This window comes from Psychrobacillus sp. (genome assembly GCF_032154225.1).
Lineage (GTDB): Bacteria > Bacillota > Bacilli > Bacillales_A > Planococcaceae > Psychrobacillus.
In genome coordinates, this window is record NZ_JALDYF010000008.1 from 39006 (window position 1) to 58318 (window position 19313).

Below are 19313 nucleotides of genomic sequence, written 5' to 3' on the forward strand. Positions count from 1 at the left end.
GCCTACCTCTATTAAGGTAAGCGGTTATCTTTCATTCTATATACGGGACTTAAATACTTGATGCCAATCGAGCAACTCGTCTGTTTTCAGTGGCTTCGAGAAATAATATCCTTGAATAATTGGCTCATCACATGTAGACGCTAGAAACTCTACTTGTTCCTTCGTTTCAACTCCCTCGAAAACAATCGATAAGTTTAATGAACTACCTAACGCTATGATCGCTTGAATAATTGAAGAATCCTTGGAGGACTCTGGAATACCATCGACAAATGACTTGTCTATTTTTAGTGTAGAAATAGGCATTTGTTTTAAATAGGAAAGGGACGATACCCCTGTGCCGAAATCATCTAACGCTACCGAGAAACCTTCTTGACGGAAAGTACTTACAGCACGCATTGCTTCTGCAATATTTTTCACAAAACTAGTTTCTGTAATTTCCAGCTCTAATTGTTGCGGTTCCAGCTTATAGTCATGTAGCGTACGTTTCAATACTTGCAATAATCGTGGTGCAGTAACATACTGACCTGGAATATTGATTGCTACTTGCCCAAAAGAAGTTTCCTCACTACGCCAAGCAGAGATTTGCTGACATACACGCTCAATAATCCAATCCGTCACATCAATCATTCGGTCATTCTCTTCCAGTATTGGGATGAAGACTGCTGGTGAAAGCATTCCATATGCAGGATGATGCCATCTAAGCAATGTTTCAACACCCATCACTTCATGCGTATTCACACTAATTTTCGGTTGATACACAAGGAATAGCTCATCTTCCTTCATTGCACGTACAACACTATCAGCAATTTCTCGTTCGAAAGTATATGTATGGATTGCTGGATCATAGTAAATTACTTCATGATTAAATTGAATCGAAGGGTAATTTAAAACGGCTAGTGCATTCGAGTAAATAGTTACTGCTTCTTCTTCATTAGATGCAGTTGATACTGCGCAAACTGTCGGAATAATAATTTCTTGATTGCGAATAATATGTGGTTGATGAAGTGCTTCTGCCATTTTCATCAGACCTTCACGAAATTGCTTTTCTCCCGTTTTGTCTCTTGTTAACAATGCAAAACGATTTCCTTCAATACGATAAAGGTCAATTAAAGGAGGTGTTAACGATTTTAGTAAAGCAGCTAACCGCTGAATGACTTCATCACCAAATTGATAATCATATTCTCTATTTATATACTCCAAGTCATGTATATGTATAATAGCTAGATGCTCGGGAAATAATGCCTTCTTTAATTTCTGTTCAAACAATCGGCGATTCGGTAGTTTTGTTAATACATCGTAATAATTTGCCCGATATTCTACATAACGATCTACTATACTTGAAATTAGTAAAGAGCCAAGTAACATTGCCATGCCAATTGTTACACTTATCGCTATTCCGTACATCCCCTCCATATGGGCATGTACTGGATCTGGTACAAAACCTTTCGGAACATAAAATGTAATGGCTGCCATTCCTGTATAATGCATACTTGAAACTGCTAGACCCATAACTATCGACGTAATAATTTGGATGAAACGATTTTTCATATACCTTTGCAAAGTAGAAAAGATATAAATAGCTACTACCGAAACAACAACTGCAATGAGAATGGATGCTGCAAATAGACTTTTATCATATGCGTAAATAATATCCATTTTCATGGCGTACATTCCAAGATAATGCATCGAAGAAATACCTATGCCCATCGCAATACCAGCTAATGTATAAGACCAAAAAGTTCTCTTTTTGAGATCAGCCAAATAAAAAGCTAAAAATGAAGCAAGCATCGCCGGTATAACCGAAAAAACCGTTAAAAGCTTGTCATATTTCATATCTACTGGTAAAGAAAAAGCACTCATCCCAATAAAGTGCATGGACCATATACCAAATCCCATTGCGATCGCTGCAAGTATAAGCCAAAAACTTTTATGAAAAAAACTATTTTGCTGCGCCCGTTCATTCATTGATAATGCAGTATAAGAAGCTACTATCGCAACAAAAATTGATAAAGCTACAAGAGAAATCGAATATTCTCCATCTAGTACTAGAAAACTAGTTTGTGAAGGGCTATTAAACACAGCTGCCTCCCCCTTTCTGCGAACATTTTTGATTTTAAAACTATACCACGTAACGTTAATACTGTGTAGTTAAAACTATGTAATAAAAAAAGAGAACTACTAAAAGTATTAACACTTTAGTAGCTCTCTCAGGTATATAGATATATTACTAATTTATTTTAGTAAGCAGTCCAACCTGCATCTGCAGTAATTACTGTTCCATTTACAAAACTAGAATCATCAGAAGCTAGGAATAATGCAACTTTCGCAATTTCTTCTGGTTCTCCCGATCTTGGATTAAAGCCAGCTCCAGACATTGCTTTTCCCATTCCAAATTCATTTGGGTTGCTCATTGTCGTTCCAATGTTTGTATTTACTCCACCTGGTGCAATCGCATTACAACGAATTCCAAGTGTCGCATACTGGAATCCTACACTTTTCGTTAATCCTATAACAGCATGTTTCGATGCAGTGTATGTCGCCCCTGCTCTAGATCCCATTAAACCACCCACAGATGCAACATTTACGATCACTCCGTTTTCTTGTTTAAGGAAGATTGGGAGTACTTTTCTAATTGCACGCATTGGTCCAGTTGTATTGATCGCAAATACTTTGTCCCATAATTCATCTGTTACTTCAGCTGCTGGAACAAAGTTATCCATGATACCAGCGTTGTTGACTAAAATGTTTACAGTTCCGTAAGTACTTACAGCTGTATCAATTAGATGTTGAATATCTTCTTCTTTTGCAACATTTGCAACTACTGCTATAGCTTCGCCGCCATTTGCTTTAATTTCTTCTACTGTGACATTAGCTGAATCTGTATTAATGTCAGAAACGACTACTTTTGCACCTTCTTTTGCGTAAAGATTAGCGATTGCTTTTCCCATACCTGAACCTGCACCTGTTACTACTGCAACTTTGTCTTGAAGTTTCATTGTTTTTTTCCTCCCAATCAAATTGTATGCGCTTTCATTTATATATTAAGGATGCAGCTAATGAACATCCTATCTTTATTATATTAGAACTAACATACTATATTCAATTAGTCAGCAAAGTATTTTATGTTAATTATGTGACATATTTATTAAGTTTAATAAGAAAAAACTACAAATGAAAACGTCTAATAAATTCATTTTTAAAGCGTTTATCAGCAAAAATGAACATTCCTACAATAGCTAAAACGGAAAATAGTGCGGCCACTGCACTTGGCCAAAGTATATTAGAAACCCCTATAAGAAACAGGATAATAGGGATGAAACCAACAAGAATCATGGAAATAGTGTATCCAATATACTCATTCCACTGCATCTTCCTAGTCGACATTTTAAATGTGATAAAGAGAATACCTACCATTACAATAACTGGTATAACGATATTGACAGACCATTTACCATAACCAGAATTGAGATCTATTGCGAACAGTAAAAATGATGCACCAAGCGTTTGTAATAAAATTTTTGACCCTATGCTTCGTTTCGATTTAATCGTATGACCTATGAAAATCCATAGATAAATAACAATTATTAAAACATAGATAAACCATAAAATTGGTGCTATCTGGAATGTTAGTATATTTACTAATGTTAAAATACTACAAACAACGATGGATAAAAATAGAAATATTTTAAACTTTAAATTCTTTTTTTCAATACCATTGTTATAAACAGGATATAGACTTTCCCCTGTATGATCAGATTCAAATTGAAGAGCCTTTAAACATAGAGGACATCTCGATAGTTGTCCACCAAGAGTTACGTGGCAATTTTCACATTTGGTCATTTCCGTATACCCCATTCATTCGAATAAATTGTAACATCAAGTTTCGTGACATCTGCCAAATGACGAAAGAAATATTGAATAATTTCCGTTTCAACGATTCGTCTTGTAAAAGTTATCGTTAACTGATCATTTACCGAACAAATCCCACAATTGATAGGGCTTTTCGCTGTCGGGTACACGACAGTTTCCATTCGATCCACATGTTTGCTCATCTCTTCTGGCAAAACAATTCTACCTAGATTCGAGAGCGTAACCGTTTTTCTACTATCCCCCAAGCTGTCAAAACTATATTTCAAAAAGGCATGTTTGATAAAAAGAGGAACAATCTTAATCCAAATACTCTTTTCCATTAGGACATTGCTCGATATGTTTTGCTGTAAATTTTCTTTTTCGGTCTTTTGAGTAAGCTGTTTAATAACTTCTTCCAAAATCATCGAAAATGTTGTATTTTCAGTAACTGTAGCTCCAATATTTACGACACTAAAAAAGTTTCTCAATGTCTTAGAAGGGAATAGTTTTCTTAAACTAACTGGAACTGCAATAATTATTTTTTCTTCGTCTTTCTCATATTTCATCGTTTCGGAATAAATACTGTAAATCAATAAAGCCGTTAAGTAAGCTGTAATTGTAGCTCCCTCTTGCTTCGCAATTTTATTCAATTGTGATGCACTTACAACCCCACTTATGACATTATTTCCAAAGGGTTCGATAGGTGTTCCATATAGTTGGAATGCTTTTTCTTCTTTTAATCGTTGTGACTGTGATGGCTCATAATATCTTAAATAGCTATCTTCTATTTCATGCTTAGTAGGCATCTCTTCTGGAAGTATGATTAATCCTTCGCTTTTTATGTTGTGACCAAGCAATAGCAAATATTGATGCGCCAATGTTTTCAGAAACTCTACTGCCCCTGCTCCATCTGTAATGCTGTGGAAAACTTCCACTGATATTCGTTTGTTATAGTATAAAACTCTCAATAATCGGCCGTCAGTTATCGGATAACATGGATAGTCCTTTTCCTGCTCAATCACTACTGTTCCATCTTGTTCACTCAAATAGTTCCAAAAAGTCCCCATTCTAATTTCTACAGATAACATAGGATACCTTTGAATTGTTATATTTGCTGCTTTTTGCAAAATGTCACTTTGTATGGCTTCATGAAGAATCATAGCAACACGAAAGATAGATGTATTGGATTCATTTTTTACTGCAGGAAATATCTTTGCAGCATTGTCTAATTTATGCCATTTATTCATAGTGGTGCTCCTTTATTTTAGAGAATCATTCACATAATGACTAATAAATCTCTATATTTCCAACTGAAACAGATATCGACAATTTATTCGTTTCCTCAGGTCGTATGTTCAACTTTTGACCTGTAGTTTGTTTTTGAATGCTATCCCTTGGAAGTTTCATAGATTCGTCTTTGATTTTCCCATTTTTAGTTTTCAGGTTCAATCCATATCCTAACCCATTCTCATCACTAGGTAATGTAAGCTTTATTGTACCATTTCCAGATGCAATAGTACTCTCACCTTTTATTGTTAATAGTCTGACCACTTTTATTTTTCCTATCCTATTTTTCACATGAACTTCCCCATCTATTTCACCTAACTCGATCGAACCATTTTTTGCATTTATATTCAGTCGATTTCCTTTGAAAGAATCCAATTGTATTCTACCAACATTTGATGCCAAAGTTAGTTCATCTAAACCTGTCATGTCTTCCAGATGAATATTCCCAACTCCTGTATGTATTTGAACACTCTGTACTATATTCGGAGGAATATTTATGATCATTTCTCCTTTACTATGAGTTCCGGGAATAATATTTAGCCATTTTCCAATCGTTCCTTTTATCTCAACTTCCCCATCGTTGTTAGTTACTTTTAATGAAGGATTTTTGAAAAAAGGTTTGTTCCCTTTGAATGTGACTTGGAGTTCCGACCCTTCCGAAGTTACTTTAATATCTGCTACGTCTGTATCTATCCGTATTTTAGTTACTTCTTGTACATTATCTTTGAGTGTTTCTTTATATTGAAATGAACCTTCTATCCTACTAAATAACAAACCACCAACAACTGCCACAACACCCGCTCCAATCATAATAATTTTTTTCACTTGAAATACATCTCCTTTTATATATTTTAACAACTAAAACATTTATTCGTTACAATATATAAATACTGAAGTTAAAAGTCAATAAAAAAAAGACTATTTTCGAAAAAATAATCTTTTTGCTCTTTATAATTTGCTAAACAGGACATTAATCTCTGCTAATACTTTTGAAATATGTTCTAATTCTGCTTGTGAGTACTTCACAAAGATCGATTCCACTTTTTGCTCTCCTTTTTTTGTAAGTGAAACTCTAACAACCCTTCTATCGTCCTTTATTCTTACTCTTTCTACATAATCCAACTCTTCAAGCTTATCGCACATATTAGTTGCTGCACCAGGAGTTAGCATGAATGCTTCTGCTATTTCCGTGATTTTCATGTGTCGATAAAGTCTAAGGTGAAATAATAACATCATAAGATTTTTCGAAATATGTTCATCATAGTTGAGAGAAGCCATAAATCTTGTTGATTTATCTTGAATCCCAAACATTTCTTCCAATACCTTGTGTGAAACTTCTTGTTCCATGTTTATCATCCTTTTATATGTTTAATAACTAAAATATATTGTTTTTATATATTTTATTATAATAACATATTTTTATCTTTATAAGTGCCCATATATGAAATGCTATGAGTTGAGCAAGAAAAGTGCCTATAAAAATAGGTACGTTTTATTAGCCAAAAACAAACTTATGTTCTATACTATTTTTAACTTTCAGTTTTTTTCATATAACAACTGAATTTTAAAGGAGGATATGAAATGGTTGTGAGAGAAGACATTCTTAATAGAAAAGGTGCCAGAAAAGTAAGCGAAATCCCGAAGGAAGTTTTCACGTTACTTAATCAAGGAAAAATAGAGAGTGCTAATCTAACAGAGTGGCTAGCTATTAATCATATTTGCTTACTAGAAAATGTTTTGCCATCGATAGGTTTAGAACATAAGTTAGAGTTTATAATAGCTGAATTGAGAAAGAACGAAGTGGAAACTGGGATGAAAGCTATACGCATGACTGGAGCTTTATTAGATATAGCTATTATAGAAGAAAGTAATAGTACAAGAGAAGACGTTACGGCGAAATGCTCTAACCATGTTTCCGACAGTGTCAGATGTTGGGCAGCATTTATGAATAAAAACCCAAATGACTCCTTAACAAATAAATTACAATATATCCTTCCTTTTGCTGCAGATCACCATTTTGGTGTGCGAGAAATTGCTTGGATGTCAATTAGAGAAGATCTTTCGCAAGATATAGACAAAAGTGTGGGGTTATTAGTAGATTGGGCAAAAAGTGAAGATGAAAATATTCGCAGGTTTTCTGTAGAGTCTATTCGTCCGCGAGGTGTATGGACCAAGCATATTGACATATTAAAACAAGAACCTCAGAAAGTACTTCCGATTCTTAGTCTACTCAAATCCGATTCGTCCAAGTATGTTCAAGATTCTGTTGGAAACTGGTTAAATGATGCGAGCAAAACGCAATCAGAATGGGTGATTGACCTATGCAAACAATGGGAAAAACAATCTGACACAAAGGCAACGGCAAAAATTATTAAAAAAGCGAAAAGAACAATCATGAAAACCTGCTAGTAAAAATGGAGGGGCGTAATGTCATACGCCCCTCATTTCCAACAACTATATCTTTTTAAAGCTGCTTTTGTAATTTCATTGGTATACTTCAGCAGCCTCTTTCCATCTATTCACATAAGCCTTTTCTATAAACCCATCTTTATTTGCATATAGTCGAATGACGTCTTTGATATGCTCTGCACGATATTTTTCGTTCCGATTATGTGCAAGACACTTATAACCTGAGCCTCTTTGTAAGTAATCTGAGCTCGCCACTGTATACCAAGCCTCCTCTTCAAGAGGTTTAGTGCCCATATAGATTGCATGAACTGTTTTTCCATCATGCACTATTTCAGCACCAGCAATGTGTAACCTTCCAACAAATCTCCCTCTAAATCCTGCTCCCCGTCCGTCACCAAGACAAATCTGCGCATCTAGTGATTGTTCGATAGCCATTTTAATATATTTCCCTTGCATCTCAAAGGAAGTAGGATTTAATGGTGATGGGCATATTTCAATTAGTTTTTTATTGGATAGATTGTTGAACGCACCTGCATTACAAATACCGCTATTAATCAGTCCGATATCACAGTTCAGCATATCTTTTAAGCCATCTGCTATTAAATTGGTAATTGGATTTTCTTCGACAACGTCATGCCATAACGGTCTTTCGAGCTCATAAAGTGACTGACTTAGCACTACAATTGCTTTTTCTTTATTCACTTTCAATAAAGATATTATCTGCTCATCCTTTTCCACATTTACTGTAGAAATAGTTTCAGAATGAATCAGCTTTACGTTATTATTCATTATTTCAAGTTCAACTATTCCAACATGTTCTCCGTATTGACCCGCGCTGTTCGTAACTATGTTATTAATGACCCTTGCTTCAGCATATAGCTTATGATCATGTGCAGAAATAATAATATCGATTTCTGGTATTTCCTCTGCAAGTACTTCATCGACAAAAGTTCCAACATGACTTAACAAAATACAAATATCGTATTTTCCTTCGTTTCTTTTTATTTCATCGATAATTGCTTCTTTATAAGAACTTATATAAATACCTAAACCATCATTGAACTCCCCCATATCAGGAGAGGAACCAGTAATTAGAATTCGCAGACCATTTTTCAGTAAAATAGTACTCGGGACAATCCCATTAATAGCTGTTTTATCTTTTTTAAATAAGTTGTTACTAATGAAAGGAAAAGGGCTATTGCTTGCCATATGCTCAAGCGTGTCTACTCCGTTAAACATTTCATTGTTTCCAATAGTCAATGCGTCATAACCGACTGATTCTAATAATTCAATCGCAGCTATTCCTCTCGTCCCTTGAAGTTCGATACTTTTAAAATCAGCGAAATCTCCACCGTCCAGAATTATCGTGTCATGATCTTTATGTTGCTTAATAAGCGTTACGGCTTTTGCAAAATTATCAAAGTTACTATGTACGTCATTCGTATGTATAATTTTTATTCTCATGATTCCCTCCCAAGATACTATTTTCAATTAAGGTTAATACAAAATTTTACATTAGTCTATACAAAAAAAACCGAGAATTGATCAATTCTCGGTTAATGTATTATAATTCTTCGCCATTATCGCTTATTAAACTTGCAAGCACGTGGACTCTCAAAATAATTCCTTTTATCGTTTTGTCTTCATCAACTACAACAAGCGGATATTTGGAGTCTAGGACATATTGAATAATATCTTGTACGTACTCATCCGGACTTACCGTTTTTACATCCGTAGACATTACTTCTAGCAGCGTCTTCTTTTGTTTGATCCCCTCAATTGCTTGGTCGATTGTAACAATTCCTTGCAATTGACGTTTTCGGTCCGTAACAAACGCACTAGATATACCATTTTCTCTCATTACTTGAGTCGCTACATTAAGACCATCTTTTAACGAAACTAAGCCATATGGTTTTGTCATAATATGCTCTGCTTGCAATATTTTCGATCGATCGATGTCTCGAATAAACTCAGAAATGTAATTGCTCGCTGGCTGATCCAAAATTTCTTCCGGAGTGCCTATTTGCTCCACTTTTCCATCCTTCATCACCGCTACACGATCACCGATTTTAAATGCTTCATTAACATCATGGGTAATAAAAATAATCGTTTTTTGAAGTCGAGTTTGAATATCTAGAAGTTCCAACTGCATTTCTCGTCGAATCAACGGATCAAGTGCACTAAAAGGTTCATCCATTAATAAAATATCTGGATCATTTGCTAGTGCTCTTGCAATACCTACACGTTGGCGCATACCCCCAGATAGTTCATCTGGATACTGATGTTCATATCCTTTCAGACCAACTGTTTCTAAGTGCTTTTGTGCAATTTGCTGACGCTCACTTTTCGACATTCCTCTTACTTCAAGTCCATACTCGATATTCTCGAGAACTGTTCTATGGCTAAATAGTCCAAAGTGTTGAAACACCATTGCAATTTTTTTCTGTCTATAGTATTTCAATTGTGTTTTATTATAACCAACTACATTTTCTCCATCAACGTAAATTGCACCGGATGTTGGGCGATTTAGTAGATTTAAACAACGAATTAATGTAGACTTCCCGCTTCCAGAGAGCCCCATAATTACGAAGGTTTCTCCTTCTAAAATCTCCATAGATGCATTATAAACTCCTACTGTATGGCCTGTTTTGGCAAGTATTTCTTCTTTGGAAACACCATTTTCTATCATAGGTATGACTTTTTTGGGTCTTGCTCCAAAGATTTTAGATACATTTTCAATTTTTAGTTTAACTGTCATGCAGCATCCCTCCTATGTTTCTGAAGGCGCTTCGCGATTCCCCCGGTAATTCGGTCAATAATAATAGCTAAGAAGACAATACTAATTCCCGCTTCAAATCCTAGTGAAATATCAATTCGATTGATTGCGTAAAGTACACGTTCTCCTAAACCTTGTGCTCCAACCATTGACCCAACAACTGCCATAGATAGGGCCATCATTGTTGTTTGATTGATACCTGCCATAATCGTTGGTAATGCTTGTGGCAACTGTACTTTCATTAACATTTGTCTATTAGACGAACCAAATGATTGTGCAGATTCGACCACATCCTGATCAACATTGCGAATTCCTAGTTCTGTTAAACGGATGACAGGGGGGAGCGCATAAATAATCGTCGCAATTACTGCAGGTACATTTCCTAATGGAAAGAAGAAAATAACAGGAATTAAATAGACAAAGCTTGGCATCGTTTGCATAGCATCGAGAATTGGCCTCATAAGAGTTGACATTACTTTACTAAATGCCATTCCAATTCCAAGCGGTATACCGAGCGCAAGAGATAGTACAACGGAGATCAATACAATTGAAATCGTAGTCATTGTTTCTGGCCACAAATCAAAAGTACCTATAAGGAAAATAAAAAAGGAAAAAAGTAGACCTCCGGACAGAGTAGTGAAATACCATCCCAATAAGAAAATAATGATGATAAATACCCACCATGGAGTAGCAAGTAAACCTGCTTCAAGTCCCTTAATCAGTGTAGAGGAAATGATAAAAATAAAATCAAAAAACGCTTCAAAGTTTAATGCTAAAAAATCTATAAATTTTTCGACGCCATCGCCTATTGGCATTCGTATATCTGGAAATTCATTCATAAGTGTTGGACTGTATCGTAAGATCAGCCGCACTCACCTCACATTTCATAGTCGGATTACTTCGTTCATAGGCCATTAATTTAAAGCTGCTTTTACTTTTTTAGCAACTTCGTCGGACACCCAAGTTGTCCAAAGGTCCTCATGTTCTTTCATCCACCAGTGTGCGGCTTCATCAGGCTCAACATCATTTGTTTCCATATAATCAAGTGCGCTTTCTGTTAATGCATTACTTGTTTTATATTTACTTAAAAAGTCCACCACATCTTTTGCTTGTGTTGGTAAATCTTTATGAACTGCAATTACAACATCATTCGGAGGAAATGCTGTTCCTTTCGTCGCTTCCCATTCAGCTTCGTCATGTACACCATCTTCTAATAACGTCAAATCATAACTAGCTGTTACCCATGTTGGTGACCAATAATACCCGACCCATGGATTTCCCTTTTTGTACGCTCCAGCTAAATTGGCAACGATTGCTGAATCTGATCCAGGTGCTAGATAGTTGTATTGCTCGTCAAGGTCATATGTTTCAAGTTTCGTCTCCAAGTATTCACTTACTACCCAACTTGACGGTGCACCAACAATGCGTCCTTTGTTGCCGTCTTCGGGATCTTGGAAAATTTCAGGATATTTCTCTAAGTCTTTGACAGTTTTCAAATCTGGTGCAACTGCCTCAATACCTCTTTCTGTATCCCCTTTTATCACGTAAGTTGGAACATATAATCCTTGTGAATTATCATCGAAATTAGTAGCTACCTTAATGATATTTCCACTTTCAATTGCTTTTTCGTAGACTTCTTTTACGTTATCGGACCAAACTTCCATGTAGACATTAATGTCTCCTTGTTCAAGGGCTTGCATTGTTGTTGCAGTAGTTCCACTTGTAACTTCAGTTTTGTAGCCGTAACCTTCTTCAACAATTAACTGTGCGATACTATTGTGGACACGAATACTGTCCCATCCTGCATCGGCAAATTTAATCACCTTAATACTGTCTTTGCTAGCCTCATTGCTACATGCGGCTAGTACTAAAAGCGTGCATAGTGAAAAAAACAACATCATTTTTCTCATAAGAATTACTACCTCTTTTCATTTATTTTAAATTAGACGCTCGGATCGTGCCTCCTTTCATTAACCTTAAGATTTAGAATAATCGCCGAAAAATTAACAACAATTAAACCTCCAAAATTACCAAAATTTTGGGACGTCTAATTTATAAGTGTTAATACTACTAGACTTACAGAGCCATTGCAAATAAAATTGGCTGAAAAGTGTTGAAATTAAGTCTAATTCTGAATATTCAATCCACGTTTAATTGATTGGTTATTATAGAATTAAAAACAGCTTCAAACCATTGTATTTACTGCGTTTTATAGTAATTGAATGTAAAATCATAATGTGTTGATATTAGGCAGTAAATCGTTAATATTAATTTTAAAAATTTTTTTATTTTTTTGTCGATTTCCTGGGAAATAAATCGAGTTATTTGATTGATACATCCGACAAATTAAACGCATCAGAGGAACGATTATTACCTTTCGGATTTTTTCGTAGTCATCAATCTTATATTGTAAATTCACAAAAAGTTCGGGAAGTGATTACGTGGACGAGAAATAGTTCTACTCTTGTTTTTGAAGACAATGAAAAATAATTTGTTCCAGTTATCTTAAACAAAAATGAAGGATTTAAAGAGATTGTTGGACCTTAAATAAGCTCCATTCACCCCAAAAATAACTCCTTTCACCGAAAATATGCTGTGCTTAATCAGAAAAACTCTTAATGTAAAGCTATCGAACAGAAATGTTCCGCCAACACAATTAGGAGGATGATTATGGAAAATGCAATCGAAGTAAAAGGTTTAGCGAAATATTTTTCGAATTTTAAAGCTGTTGAAGGTGTCGACTTTCATGTGAAAAAAGGAGAGATTTTTGGTTTCCTTGGACCAAGTGGATCGGGTAAAACGACGACGATAAAAATTTTAACTGGTCAATTAGATCAAACAGCCGGATAAGCATTTATTTTTGGTGAAAAGGTTTCTACATTAAAAAAATCGAGTGCACGTAAACGTTTTGGTGTTTTAACAGATAATAGTAGCCTTTATGGAAGATTATCCATCCACGAAAACTTGAAGCTATATTGCCAGCTATACGATTTACCTGTTTCGAAAATAGAAGAAGCACTTGGATTTGTGAACTTAAAAGAAGCGAGTAAAAAGAAAGTATCCGAATTATCTAAAGGAATGACGCAACGTGTATTACTAGCGAGAGCTACTCTTCATGAACCGGAGCTGTTATTTTTAGATGAACCTACCTCAGCGTTAGATCCAGTTAATACGCTGCATATATATGAGGGATTACGTGCTTTAAACAAAAAAGGAACGACCATTTTTTTAACGACGCATGATATGCAAGAAGCCGATACATTATGTGACCGAGTTGCTTTTTTAAACAAAGGGAAAATCCAAATAATGGATGAACCAAGTGAGTTAAAAAAGAAGTTTTCTGATTTAACCCTTACAGTAGAACTAGAAAATAAAGAAAAAGTGGTACTGCAAAAAGATGCGACAGGAGCTGAAGAAATGTATCAATTAATGAAGGAAAATCGAGTAGTGACGGTACATTCAAATGAGCCAACTTTAGGGGATATTTTTGTCAAAGTGACAGGAGGAGAATTAGTATGACTTTTTCATGGAAACGCGTAAACGCTATTTTTCAAAAGGATTACAAAGATTTTTCAAGGAATATGGCCGTATCAATCGTCATTTTCTTACCACTTATTATGGCAGCTCTATACAGTCGTATGGGAGTAGATTCGATTCAAGGACATTTTATGACGATTAATATGACTTTTGCAATGGTTGGAACGTATGTGCAATGCTGTTTAATCGCGGAGGAAAAAGAAAAAAATACATTGCGTGGACTTATGTTATCGCCAGCGAGCACTTTGGAAATCCTAGGTGGAAAGAGTTTATTATCATTTGTCTTAACAATCGTCATTATATTTTTCAGTGCATTTTTATCCGAGTACAAACCTGCAAATATCGCAATCGTGGCAGTTGCTATTATTTTATCTAGTTTATTTTATATTGGAATTGGGACGTTATTAGGGCTAGTTGCAAGATCCGTGATGGAGTCCTCTGTCATCGTACTTCCTGTCATTGGTATTTTTTCGGTAGGTTCATTTGTAACTGTTTGGGCGGAGAAGTATCCAATACTTAAAGTGGTGGAATATATGCCGAACGTCCAACTGATTGATTTAGCTGAAAAAGTTGAAGCTGGTGCAGGCTTCGCAGACGTCTTGTCGAACTTTGGAATTATTAGTGTTTGGGTAGTTGTCGTTTGTCTGTTAACAGTATCTGTATTTAAAAAACGTATGATGGACTAATATAGAACACTAAAAATATTAAACCTGCAGAAAAATGTCCTAAAAGTTGATATTCACTCGACTTTTAGGACATTTTTATACATTACACGACTCGATTTTCTGGCTCTTTATTTTCAAAAACTGCTTCAATTGCTTCTACGTTCATTTGCATCATTGCAAGTCTTGTACGCACGCTTGCGCTGCCGATATGAGGTAACACAGTGACGTTCGGTAAAGTTAATAACGGGTTGTCCATAGGAACTGGCTCCGTTTCAAAAACATCTAACCCAGCTGCCCAAATTTTGTTTGTTTTAAGGGCGTCATATAATGCTTTTTCATCAATGATTCCTCCGCGAGCAACGTTTATAATAGTTGCCGTTTCTTTCATCAAGTCTAGTTCACGTTCCCCGATTAATCCCTTCGTTTCAGGCGTTAGTGGTGTCAATAAAACGATAAAATCAGATTCCTGAAGCAGTGCATCTAGCTCAGCATAAGTGAATCCAAACTCTTTTTCAGCTTCTATTTTTCGTGTACGATTATGGTAAAGGACATTCATATCAAAGCCTTTTGCACGTCTTGCTACCGCTTCTCCAATGCGCCCCATCCCAATGATACCTAGAGTTGCACCAAAAACATCCATTCCTGTATATTGCATAGGTGACCGTGATTTCCAAAAACCTGCACGAAGATCACGTTCTGCCTCCGTTATACGACGAGCACTAGCTAATAATAAGGAAAATGTTAAATCTGCAGTAGTTTCAGTTAACACTCCCGGAGTATTTGTCACGATAACTCCATGCTCTTTTGCTGCTTCAACATCGATATTATTGTATCCAACCCCTAAATTACTAATCACTTTTAAATTTGGCAAACTCTCAATCAGCGCTCGGTCCACTTTATCTGAAAGCATCGTCCAAATTGCTTGAACATCTTTTGCTTCTGACTTTAGTTCTTCATAAGTCATTTGCACATCATCACTATGCCACATCTTTATTTCAAATTTATCTTTTAAAGGTTTCACTACTTCATCCGGCAACTTGCGGGTAATTAATATTTTATTCAAATTTGTAACCTCCAAATATTCTGATAGCTCAAGCATGGATTAAAACACAAAATATTGCAACTCCATTTACAATGATAATTTAGTAGGTTATACTGATGGCACATAAGAAATCAGATTGTCTTGAAAACGCTTGCCAGTCGAGGCGCGCCAGTACGAGGCGGAAGCGAATTGAACTTAGGTTCATGAGCTTACAACGAAGTACAAGCAACGAAGAATGAAAGCGTTTGTCAACAATCTGCAAAACTACATACCGTTTTTTTGCACTAGGGGTGCCCACTTTGGCTGAGATGCGAGCTTTTTGCTCCGATCCCTTATAACTCGATCAGGATAATACCTGCGTGAGGAAGTGCGGTGACTTTCCGAATTTTTTCATATTGGATAAGTGACTGCGTCTTCACGGATGTGGTCTTTTTTTTATGAAAATTTTTCGGGAGGTTTTTTTATTATGCAATGCGGTTTAAGCCCTATCGTCGGATTTCGATTTTCTCTTCATCCGATGACCAATGATTTTATTTCGGTAATTAAAGGAGCACTACAAGAAACAGATACTTCAAATGTATGGATGCATACGGATGACGTGTCTACTGTTATTCGTGGTAAACAAGTACATGTGTTTAATGTCGCAAAAGCACTTGCTTTACACGCTGCTAAAACTGGAGAGCATATTGCGTTATCTGGTACTTTTTCTGCTGGTTGTCCTGGAGATACCGCTGGAGATGTGTTTTTAGATAAAGGGGATGAAGTTGCGAATACCGATACAACAAAGCAGTATGTTTCTTCCCAATTCGCTCTTTATCCAATGAATAATCCTGATTATATGAATGTTATTTATGCTGAAGTAGATCGAGCTAAAGCTCATGGTGTTTATAATGAGTCCATGCATTATGCAAGTGGAATTCATGGAGATATTCATGATGTGTTTGCGTTTTATGAAGAGTCGTTTACACATGCGCGCTCGGAGGAACATAAGCATCTTACAATGACTGTTTCGATGAGTATTAATAGCCCTTCCCATGGAGGTCGTTAAAATGCTGAAGTCTTGGAAGCTAAAAGAGATTGTACTAATGTCTTTATTTGCAGTTGTGTTTGGTATTGTTTATTTACTTTTCCTCCATGCCGGAAACATTTGGGCAGGATTTATCGGTCCAATTGCGTATGAATGGATTTTTGGCATTTGGTTTATCGTGTCTATTATTTGCATGTACATTATTCGTAAACCTGGTGCTGCAGTCGTTTCAGAAACAATTGCCTCTGCTATTGAGGTTTTATTGGGGAATGCAGTTGGTCCTCGTTTAATACTTGCAGGCCTGATTCAAGGTTTGGGTGCAGAAGCAGTTTTTGCGGCAACACGATACAAACGTTTTGATCTATGGGTATTAATGTTAGCAGGTGTCGGCTCATCCGTTTTTAGCTTTGTATATGGCTACTTTTTAGGAGGATTTGCAGTGTACAGCACTGGCTATGTCATGCTAATGCTCGGAATTCGTATATTAAGTGGTGCTATGATTGCCGGTGTCGGTGGAAAAGTTTTAACAGATGGATTGCTCGCTACTGGCTCTCTACGCGGATACGCCATTTCACGCACGAAAAAAGGTGAAGTACGTGCATGATGTCATCCGTTTCGAAAATGTCTCTTTTTCTTATCCAGACGAAGAACAGCTTGTTTTAGAGAATGTTTCATTATCTATTCGTCGCGGGGAACGTGTTGTAATCACGGGTCCTAGCGGGTGTGGGAAAACAACATTACTGTACTTATGTAATCGGTTGTATCCAGATAATTGTGACGGTGTATTAACTGGCTCATTAGAACTTTTCGGGAAAGACAGTCTTTCTTTTATTCCTGGGGAAATAAATCACCGGGTAGCGACTGTTTTTCAAGATCCCGATGCACAATTTTGTATGCAAACCGTAGAGGAAGAACTTGCATTTACACTGGAAAATTTGCATATACGACGAGAAGAAATGGAGAACCGAATTGGTGAAGTGTTGGAGTTGACGGACTTAAGTGAATATCGTCATTCCGTTATTCAAAAGCTTTCTGGCGGACAAAAACAGCGTATCGCTACTGCTTGTGCACTTATTATGGAACCTGAAGTTTTATTATTAGATGAACCGATTGCCCACTTAGACCCTTATACTGCACAAAAATATGTGCAGTGGCTGGATCAACTTCAACGAAAACGGAAAATGACTATTGTTGCTATTGAGCATCGATTAGAGCTTTGGGGGAACTTTTTTGATCGAAGCATTCCATTGAATAAAACCGAAGAAATTGCACCTTTACAAAAGCGGAAGAGTTCACTGCAAAAAGATGCCTCTTTTATGGCGAATAACGTAAGTGCGAATCCATTTCTTCAAGAGCTCTCCTTTTCTTTAAATCACGGAGAAGTCGTGGTTCTTGCTGGTCCAAACGGCAGTGGAAAGTCAACATTATTGAAGGCATTATGTCGGCTGATCCCTTCTAGTGGAACCGTTCAACCAGAGCGTTTAGGATATGTGCCACAATCACCAGAGTTTTTATTTCTGACGAAAAGTGTACGGGAGGAAGTAGCATTTGGTGGAGGAAATGATGTCGATGAAATGATAACTCGGCTAAAATTACTGCCAATTTCCGATGCCCATCCGTTTGCAGTCAGTCATGGGCAGAAACGTCGAGTTGCCATTGCAGCAATGCTTTCCGACGGCAGGGATATTATTTTGATGGATGAGCCGACTTCAGGTCAAGATGCCGCTGCTTTGTCTGAGTTATTTCAATTAATAGATGAACGCTCAAAAGAAGGAACCACTTTCCTCATCGTCACACATGATATGGAGTTTGCTTATTGCATAGCGGATTCGATTTTATTAATGAATAATGGGCGACTTACTGGGAAGTTTCCAGCCACTGAAGTTTGGCAAAATGAAGATTTGTTAGTAGAACATCATTTAGTACCGCCGAAAGGATGGATGACTCGTGAAGCATGCTTTGCATAAGATGAATCCCTCGGTGAAGTTTTTATCTATTACTATTTGCATGTTTACGATGGCTTTCTTTTTTGATCCGTGGACACCTTTTGTGTTTTGGATAGGTGTACTCCTTTTACAAATTGGATTTAGCCGAGTTGATTGGAAGAAGTGGCTGTTGTTTATGATTCCATTTTTTGTGACGGCTTTCGGTTATTTCTGGACGACAATTGTATTTGCGGAAGATCAGACAGGACCAATCATTTGGTCTATGGGAACAATAGATATTACAGAAACACAGTTGTATCATGCTTTATCATTAAGCTTTCGTGTTTTGGCATTTTCAAGCCTTTCTCTCTTATTCGCTTTTACGACTAATCCAACTGCCTTTATTATGAGCTTAATGCAACAATTAAAGCTATCACCTAAAATTGCTTATGGTGTAATGGTTGGATATCAATTTTTGCCTGTTTTGAAGGATGAATTTATTCATATTCAGCAAGCTCACAGGTTAAGAGGGGCTACTCAAGAGAAAAATGTTATGCAAAGATTGCTTGGCGTTCGAAGAGTTTTGATCCCGATGCTAGCAGGGGCTGTTCGAAAAGCCGAACGAGCTGCCTTTGCGATGGAGGCTAGAGGATTTACAGGAGAACGAAGAAGCAGTTATTTCAAAGTTATTTCCATTGGTAAAGTAGATGGTGCATTAGCTGCTTTGTTTCTAGCAGTTCTTGTTGTTAGCTGTACGAGTAAACATTGGCTTAGTTGATAAGGTGCTCCTCGTTTT

Annotated in this window: 18 protein-coding genes, 1 pseudogene and 1 riboswitch; of the genes and pseudogenes, 8 read left to right on the forward strand and 11 right to left on the reverse strand. The window is 36.5% G+C overall.

The genetic code is table 11. The features are described 5' to 3' along the window. Positions 1–36 precede the first annotated feature (36 nt). From RUH95_RS12160 to RUH95_RS12185, 6 genes are all read right to left on the reverse strand, one after another. Positions 37–2079, reverse strand: a complete 2043-nt coding sequence (locus RUH95_RS12160; protein WP_313893146.1) for a bifunctional diguanylate cyclase/phosphodiesterase — start codon at positions 2077–2079, stop codon at positions 37–39. Positions 2080–2237: 158 nt separating this feature from the next. Beyond that, positions 2238–2996, reverse strand: coding sequence for an SDR family oxidoreductase (locus tag RUH95_RS12165; RefSeq protein ID WP_313893147.1), 759 nt, complete (start codon positions 2994–2996; stop codon positions 2238–2240). A 169-nt stretch (positions 2997–3165) separates the two neighbouring features. After that, positions 3166–3840, reverse strand: coding sequence for a DUF6320 domain-containing protein (locus RUH95_RS12170; RefSeq protein ID WP_313893148.1), 675 nt, complete (start codon positions 3838–3840; stop codon positions 3166–3168). Next, positions 3837–5096 carry a condensation domain-containing protein gene (locus RUH95_RS12175; RefSeq protein ID WP_313893149.1) on the reverse strand — a complete coding sequence of 420 codons (1260 nt, stop codon included), beginning with the start codon at positions 5094–5096 and terminating at the stop codon, positions 3837–3839. Before RUH95_RS12175 ends, RUH95_RS12170 begins: the two co-directional genes overlap by 4 nt. 40 nt (positions 5097–5136) lie before the next feature. Continuing rightward, positions 5137–5961 carry a DUF4097 family beta strand repeat-containing protein gene (locus tag RUH95_RS12180; protein WP_313893150.1) on the reverse strand — a complete coding sequence of 275 codons (825 nt, stop codon included), beginning with the start codon at positions 5959–5961 and terminating at the stop codon, positions 5137–5139. 123 nt (positions 5962–6084) lie between these two features. Continuing rightward, entirely contained in the window at positions 6085–6483 is a 399-nt protein-coding gene (locus tag RUH95_RS12185; RefSeq protein ID WP_313893151.1) for a MarR family winged helix-turn-helix transcriptional regulator, read from the reverse strand. Between the two features lie 234 nt (positions 6484–6717). Here RUH95_RS12185 and RUH95_RS12190 point away from each other — a divergent pair, with 234 nt between their 5' ends. Further along, positions 6718–7545 (forward strand): DNA alkylation repair protein, encoded by an 828-nt coding sequence (locus RUH95_RS12190; protein ID WP_313893152.1) that lies wholly within the window; start codon positions 6718–6720, stop codon positions 7543–7545. Positions 7546–7620: 75 nt separating this feature from the next. Here the strand turns inward: RUH95_RS12190 and RUH95_RS12195 are convergent, their stop codons facing one another. The 4 genes from RUH95_RS12195 to RUH95_RS12210 all read right to left on the reverse strand — a co-directional run bounded on the left by RUH95_RS12195 (position 7621) and on the right by RUH95_RS12210 (position 12231). Continuing rightward, complete coding sequence (locus tag RUH95_RS12195; protein WP_313893153.1) at positions 7621–9009, reverse strand: bifunctional metallophosphatase/5'-nucleotidase; 1389 nt, start codon at positions 9007–9009, stop codon at positions 7621–7623. 100 nt (positions 9010–9109) lie between these two features. Continuing rightward, complete coding sequence (locus RUH95_RS12200; RefSeq protein WP_313893154.1) at positions 9110–10303, reverse strand: quaternary amine ABC transporter ATP-binding protein; 1194 nt, start codon at positions 10301–10303, stop codon at positions 9110–9112. Continuing rightward, entirely contained in the window at positions 10300–11193 is an 894-nt protein-coding gene (locus tag RUH95_RS12205; protein WP_313893155.1) for an ABC transporter permease, read from the reverse strand. Before RUH95_RS12205 ends, RUH95_RS12200 begins: the two co-directional genes overlap by 4 nt. 42 nt (positions 11194–11235) lie before the next feature. Then, on the reverse strand, positions 11236–12231 hold the full coding sequence (locus RUH95_RS12210; RefSeq protein ID WP_313893156.1) for an ABC transporter substrate-binding protein: 996 nt from the start codon (positions 12229–12231) through the stop codon (positions 11236–11238). Positions 12232–12646: 415 nt separating this feature from the next. Here RUH95_RS12210 and RUH95_RS12215 point away from each other — a divergent pair, with 415 nt between their 5' ends. From RUH95_RS12215 to RUH95_RS12225, 3 genes and pseudogenes are all read left to right on the forward strand, one after another. Beyond that, positions 12647–12811 (forward strand): LytTR family DNA-binding domain-containing protein, encoded by a 165-nt coding sequence (locus RUH95_RS12215; protein WP_397469504.1) that lies wholly within the window; start codon positions 12647–12649, stop codon positions 12809–12811. Between the two features lie 180 nt (positions 12812–12991). Further along, positions 12992–13840, forward strand: a pseudogene (locus tag RUH95_RS12220) (ABC transporter ATP-binding protein). Beyond that, positions 13837–14544, forward strand: a complete 708-nt coding sequence (locus RUH95_RS12225) for an ABC transporter permease (RefSeq protein ID WP_313893157.1) — start codon at positions 13837–13839, stop codon at positions 14542–14544. The pseudogene RUH95_RS12220 and the gene RUH95_RS12225 overlap by 4 nt, the downstream one beginning before the upstream one ends. 82 nt (positions 14545–14626) lie before the next feature. Here the strand turns inward: RUH95_RS12225 and RUH95_RS12230 are convergent, their stop codons facing one another. Then, positions 14627–15586, reverse strand: a complete 960-nt coding sequence (locus RUH95_RS12230) for a 2-hydroxyacid dehydrogenase (RefSeq protein WP_313893158.1) — start codon at positions 15584–15586, stop codon at positions 14627–14629. Positions 15587–15841: 255 nt separating this feature from the next. Continuing rightward, a riboswitch (TPP riboswitch) is annotated at positions 15842–15948 on the forward strand. Between the two features lie 83 nt (positions 15949–16031). On the opposite strand from RUH95_RS12230, the gene RUH95_RS12235 reads away from it, so the two are divergent. From RUH95_RS12235 to RUH95_RS12250, 4 genes are read left to right on the forward strand one after another with little or no spacing between them, the layout of a single operon-like run. After that, positions 16032–16613: a YkoF family thiamine/hydroxymethylpyrimidine-binding protein gene (locus RUH95_RS12235; RefSeq protein WP_313893159.1), complete on the forward strand. Its 582-nt coding sequence runs from the start codon at positions 16032–16034 to the stop codon at positions 16611–16613. Positions 16614–16617: 4 nt separating this feature from the next. Beyond that, a complete protein-coding gene (locus RUH95_RS12240) occupies positions 16618–17196 on the forward strand; it encodes an ECF transporter S component (RefSeq protein WP_313893240.1) in 579 nt (192 codons plus the stop codon). Further along, positions 17189–18559, forward strand: coding sequence for an ABC transporter ATP-binding protein (locus RUH95_RS12245; protein ID WP_313893160.1), 1371 nt, complete (start codon positions 17189–17191; stop codon positions 18557–18559). The genes RUH95_RS12240 and RUH95_RS12245 overlap by 8 nt, the downstream gene beginning before the upstream one ends. Next, on the forward strand, positions 18540–19295 hold the full coding sequence (locus RUH95_RS12250; RefSeq protein WP_313893161.1) for an energy-coupling factor transporter transmembrane component T family protein: 756 nt from the start codon (positions 18540–18542) through the stop codon (positions 19293–19295). The genes RUH95_RS12245 and RUH95_RS12250 overlap by 20 nt, the downstream gene beginning before the upstream one ends. Positions 19296–19313 lie beyond the last annotated feature (18 nt).

Bases quoted from the DNA above. Each gene is read 5' to 3' on its own strand.
- RUH95_RS12165 (WP_313893147.1), bottom strand. From the start codon at position 2,996: ATGAAACTTCAAGACAAAGTTGCAGTAGTAACAGGTGCAGGTTCAGGT.
- RUH95_RS12170 (WP_313893148.1), bottom strand. From the start codon at position 3,840: ATGACCAAATGTGAAAATTGCCACGTAACTCTTGGTGGACAACTATCG.
- RUH95_RS12175 (WP_313893149.1), bottom strand. From the start codon at position 5,096: ATGAATAAATGGCATAAATTAGACAATGCTGCAAAGATATTTCCTGCA.
- RUH95_RS12185 (WP_313893151.1), bottom strand. From the start codon at position 6,483: ATGGAACAAGAAGTTTCACACAAGGTATTGGAAGAAATGTTTGGGATT.
- RUH95_RS12190 (WP_313893152.1), top strand. From the start codon at position 6,718: ATGGTTGTGAGAGAAGACATTCTTAATAGAAAAGGTGCCAGAAAAGTA.
- RUH95_RS12195 (WP_313893153.1), bottom strand. From the start codon at position 9,009: ATGAGAATAAAAATTATACATACGAATGACGTACATAGTAACTTTGAT.
- RUH95_RS12200 (WP_313893154.1), bottom strand. From the start codon at position 10,303: ATGACAGTTAAACTAAAAATTGAAAATGTATCTAAAATCTTTGGAGCA.
- RUH95_RS12210 (WP_313893156.1), bottom strand. From the start codon at position 12,231: ATGAGAAAAATGATGTTGTTTTTTTCACTATGCACGCTTTTAGTACTA.
- RUH95_RS12225 (WP_313893157.1), top strand. From the start codon at position 13,837: ATGACTTTTTCATGGAAACGCGTAAACGCTATTTTTCAAAAGGATTAC.
- RUH95_RS12235 (WP_313893159.1), top strand. From the start codon at position 16,032: ATGCAATGCGGTTTAAGCCCTATCGTCGGATTTCGATTTTCTCTTCAT.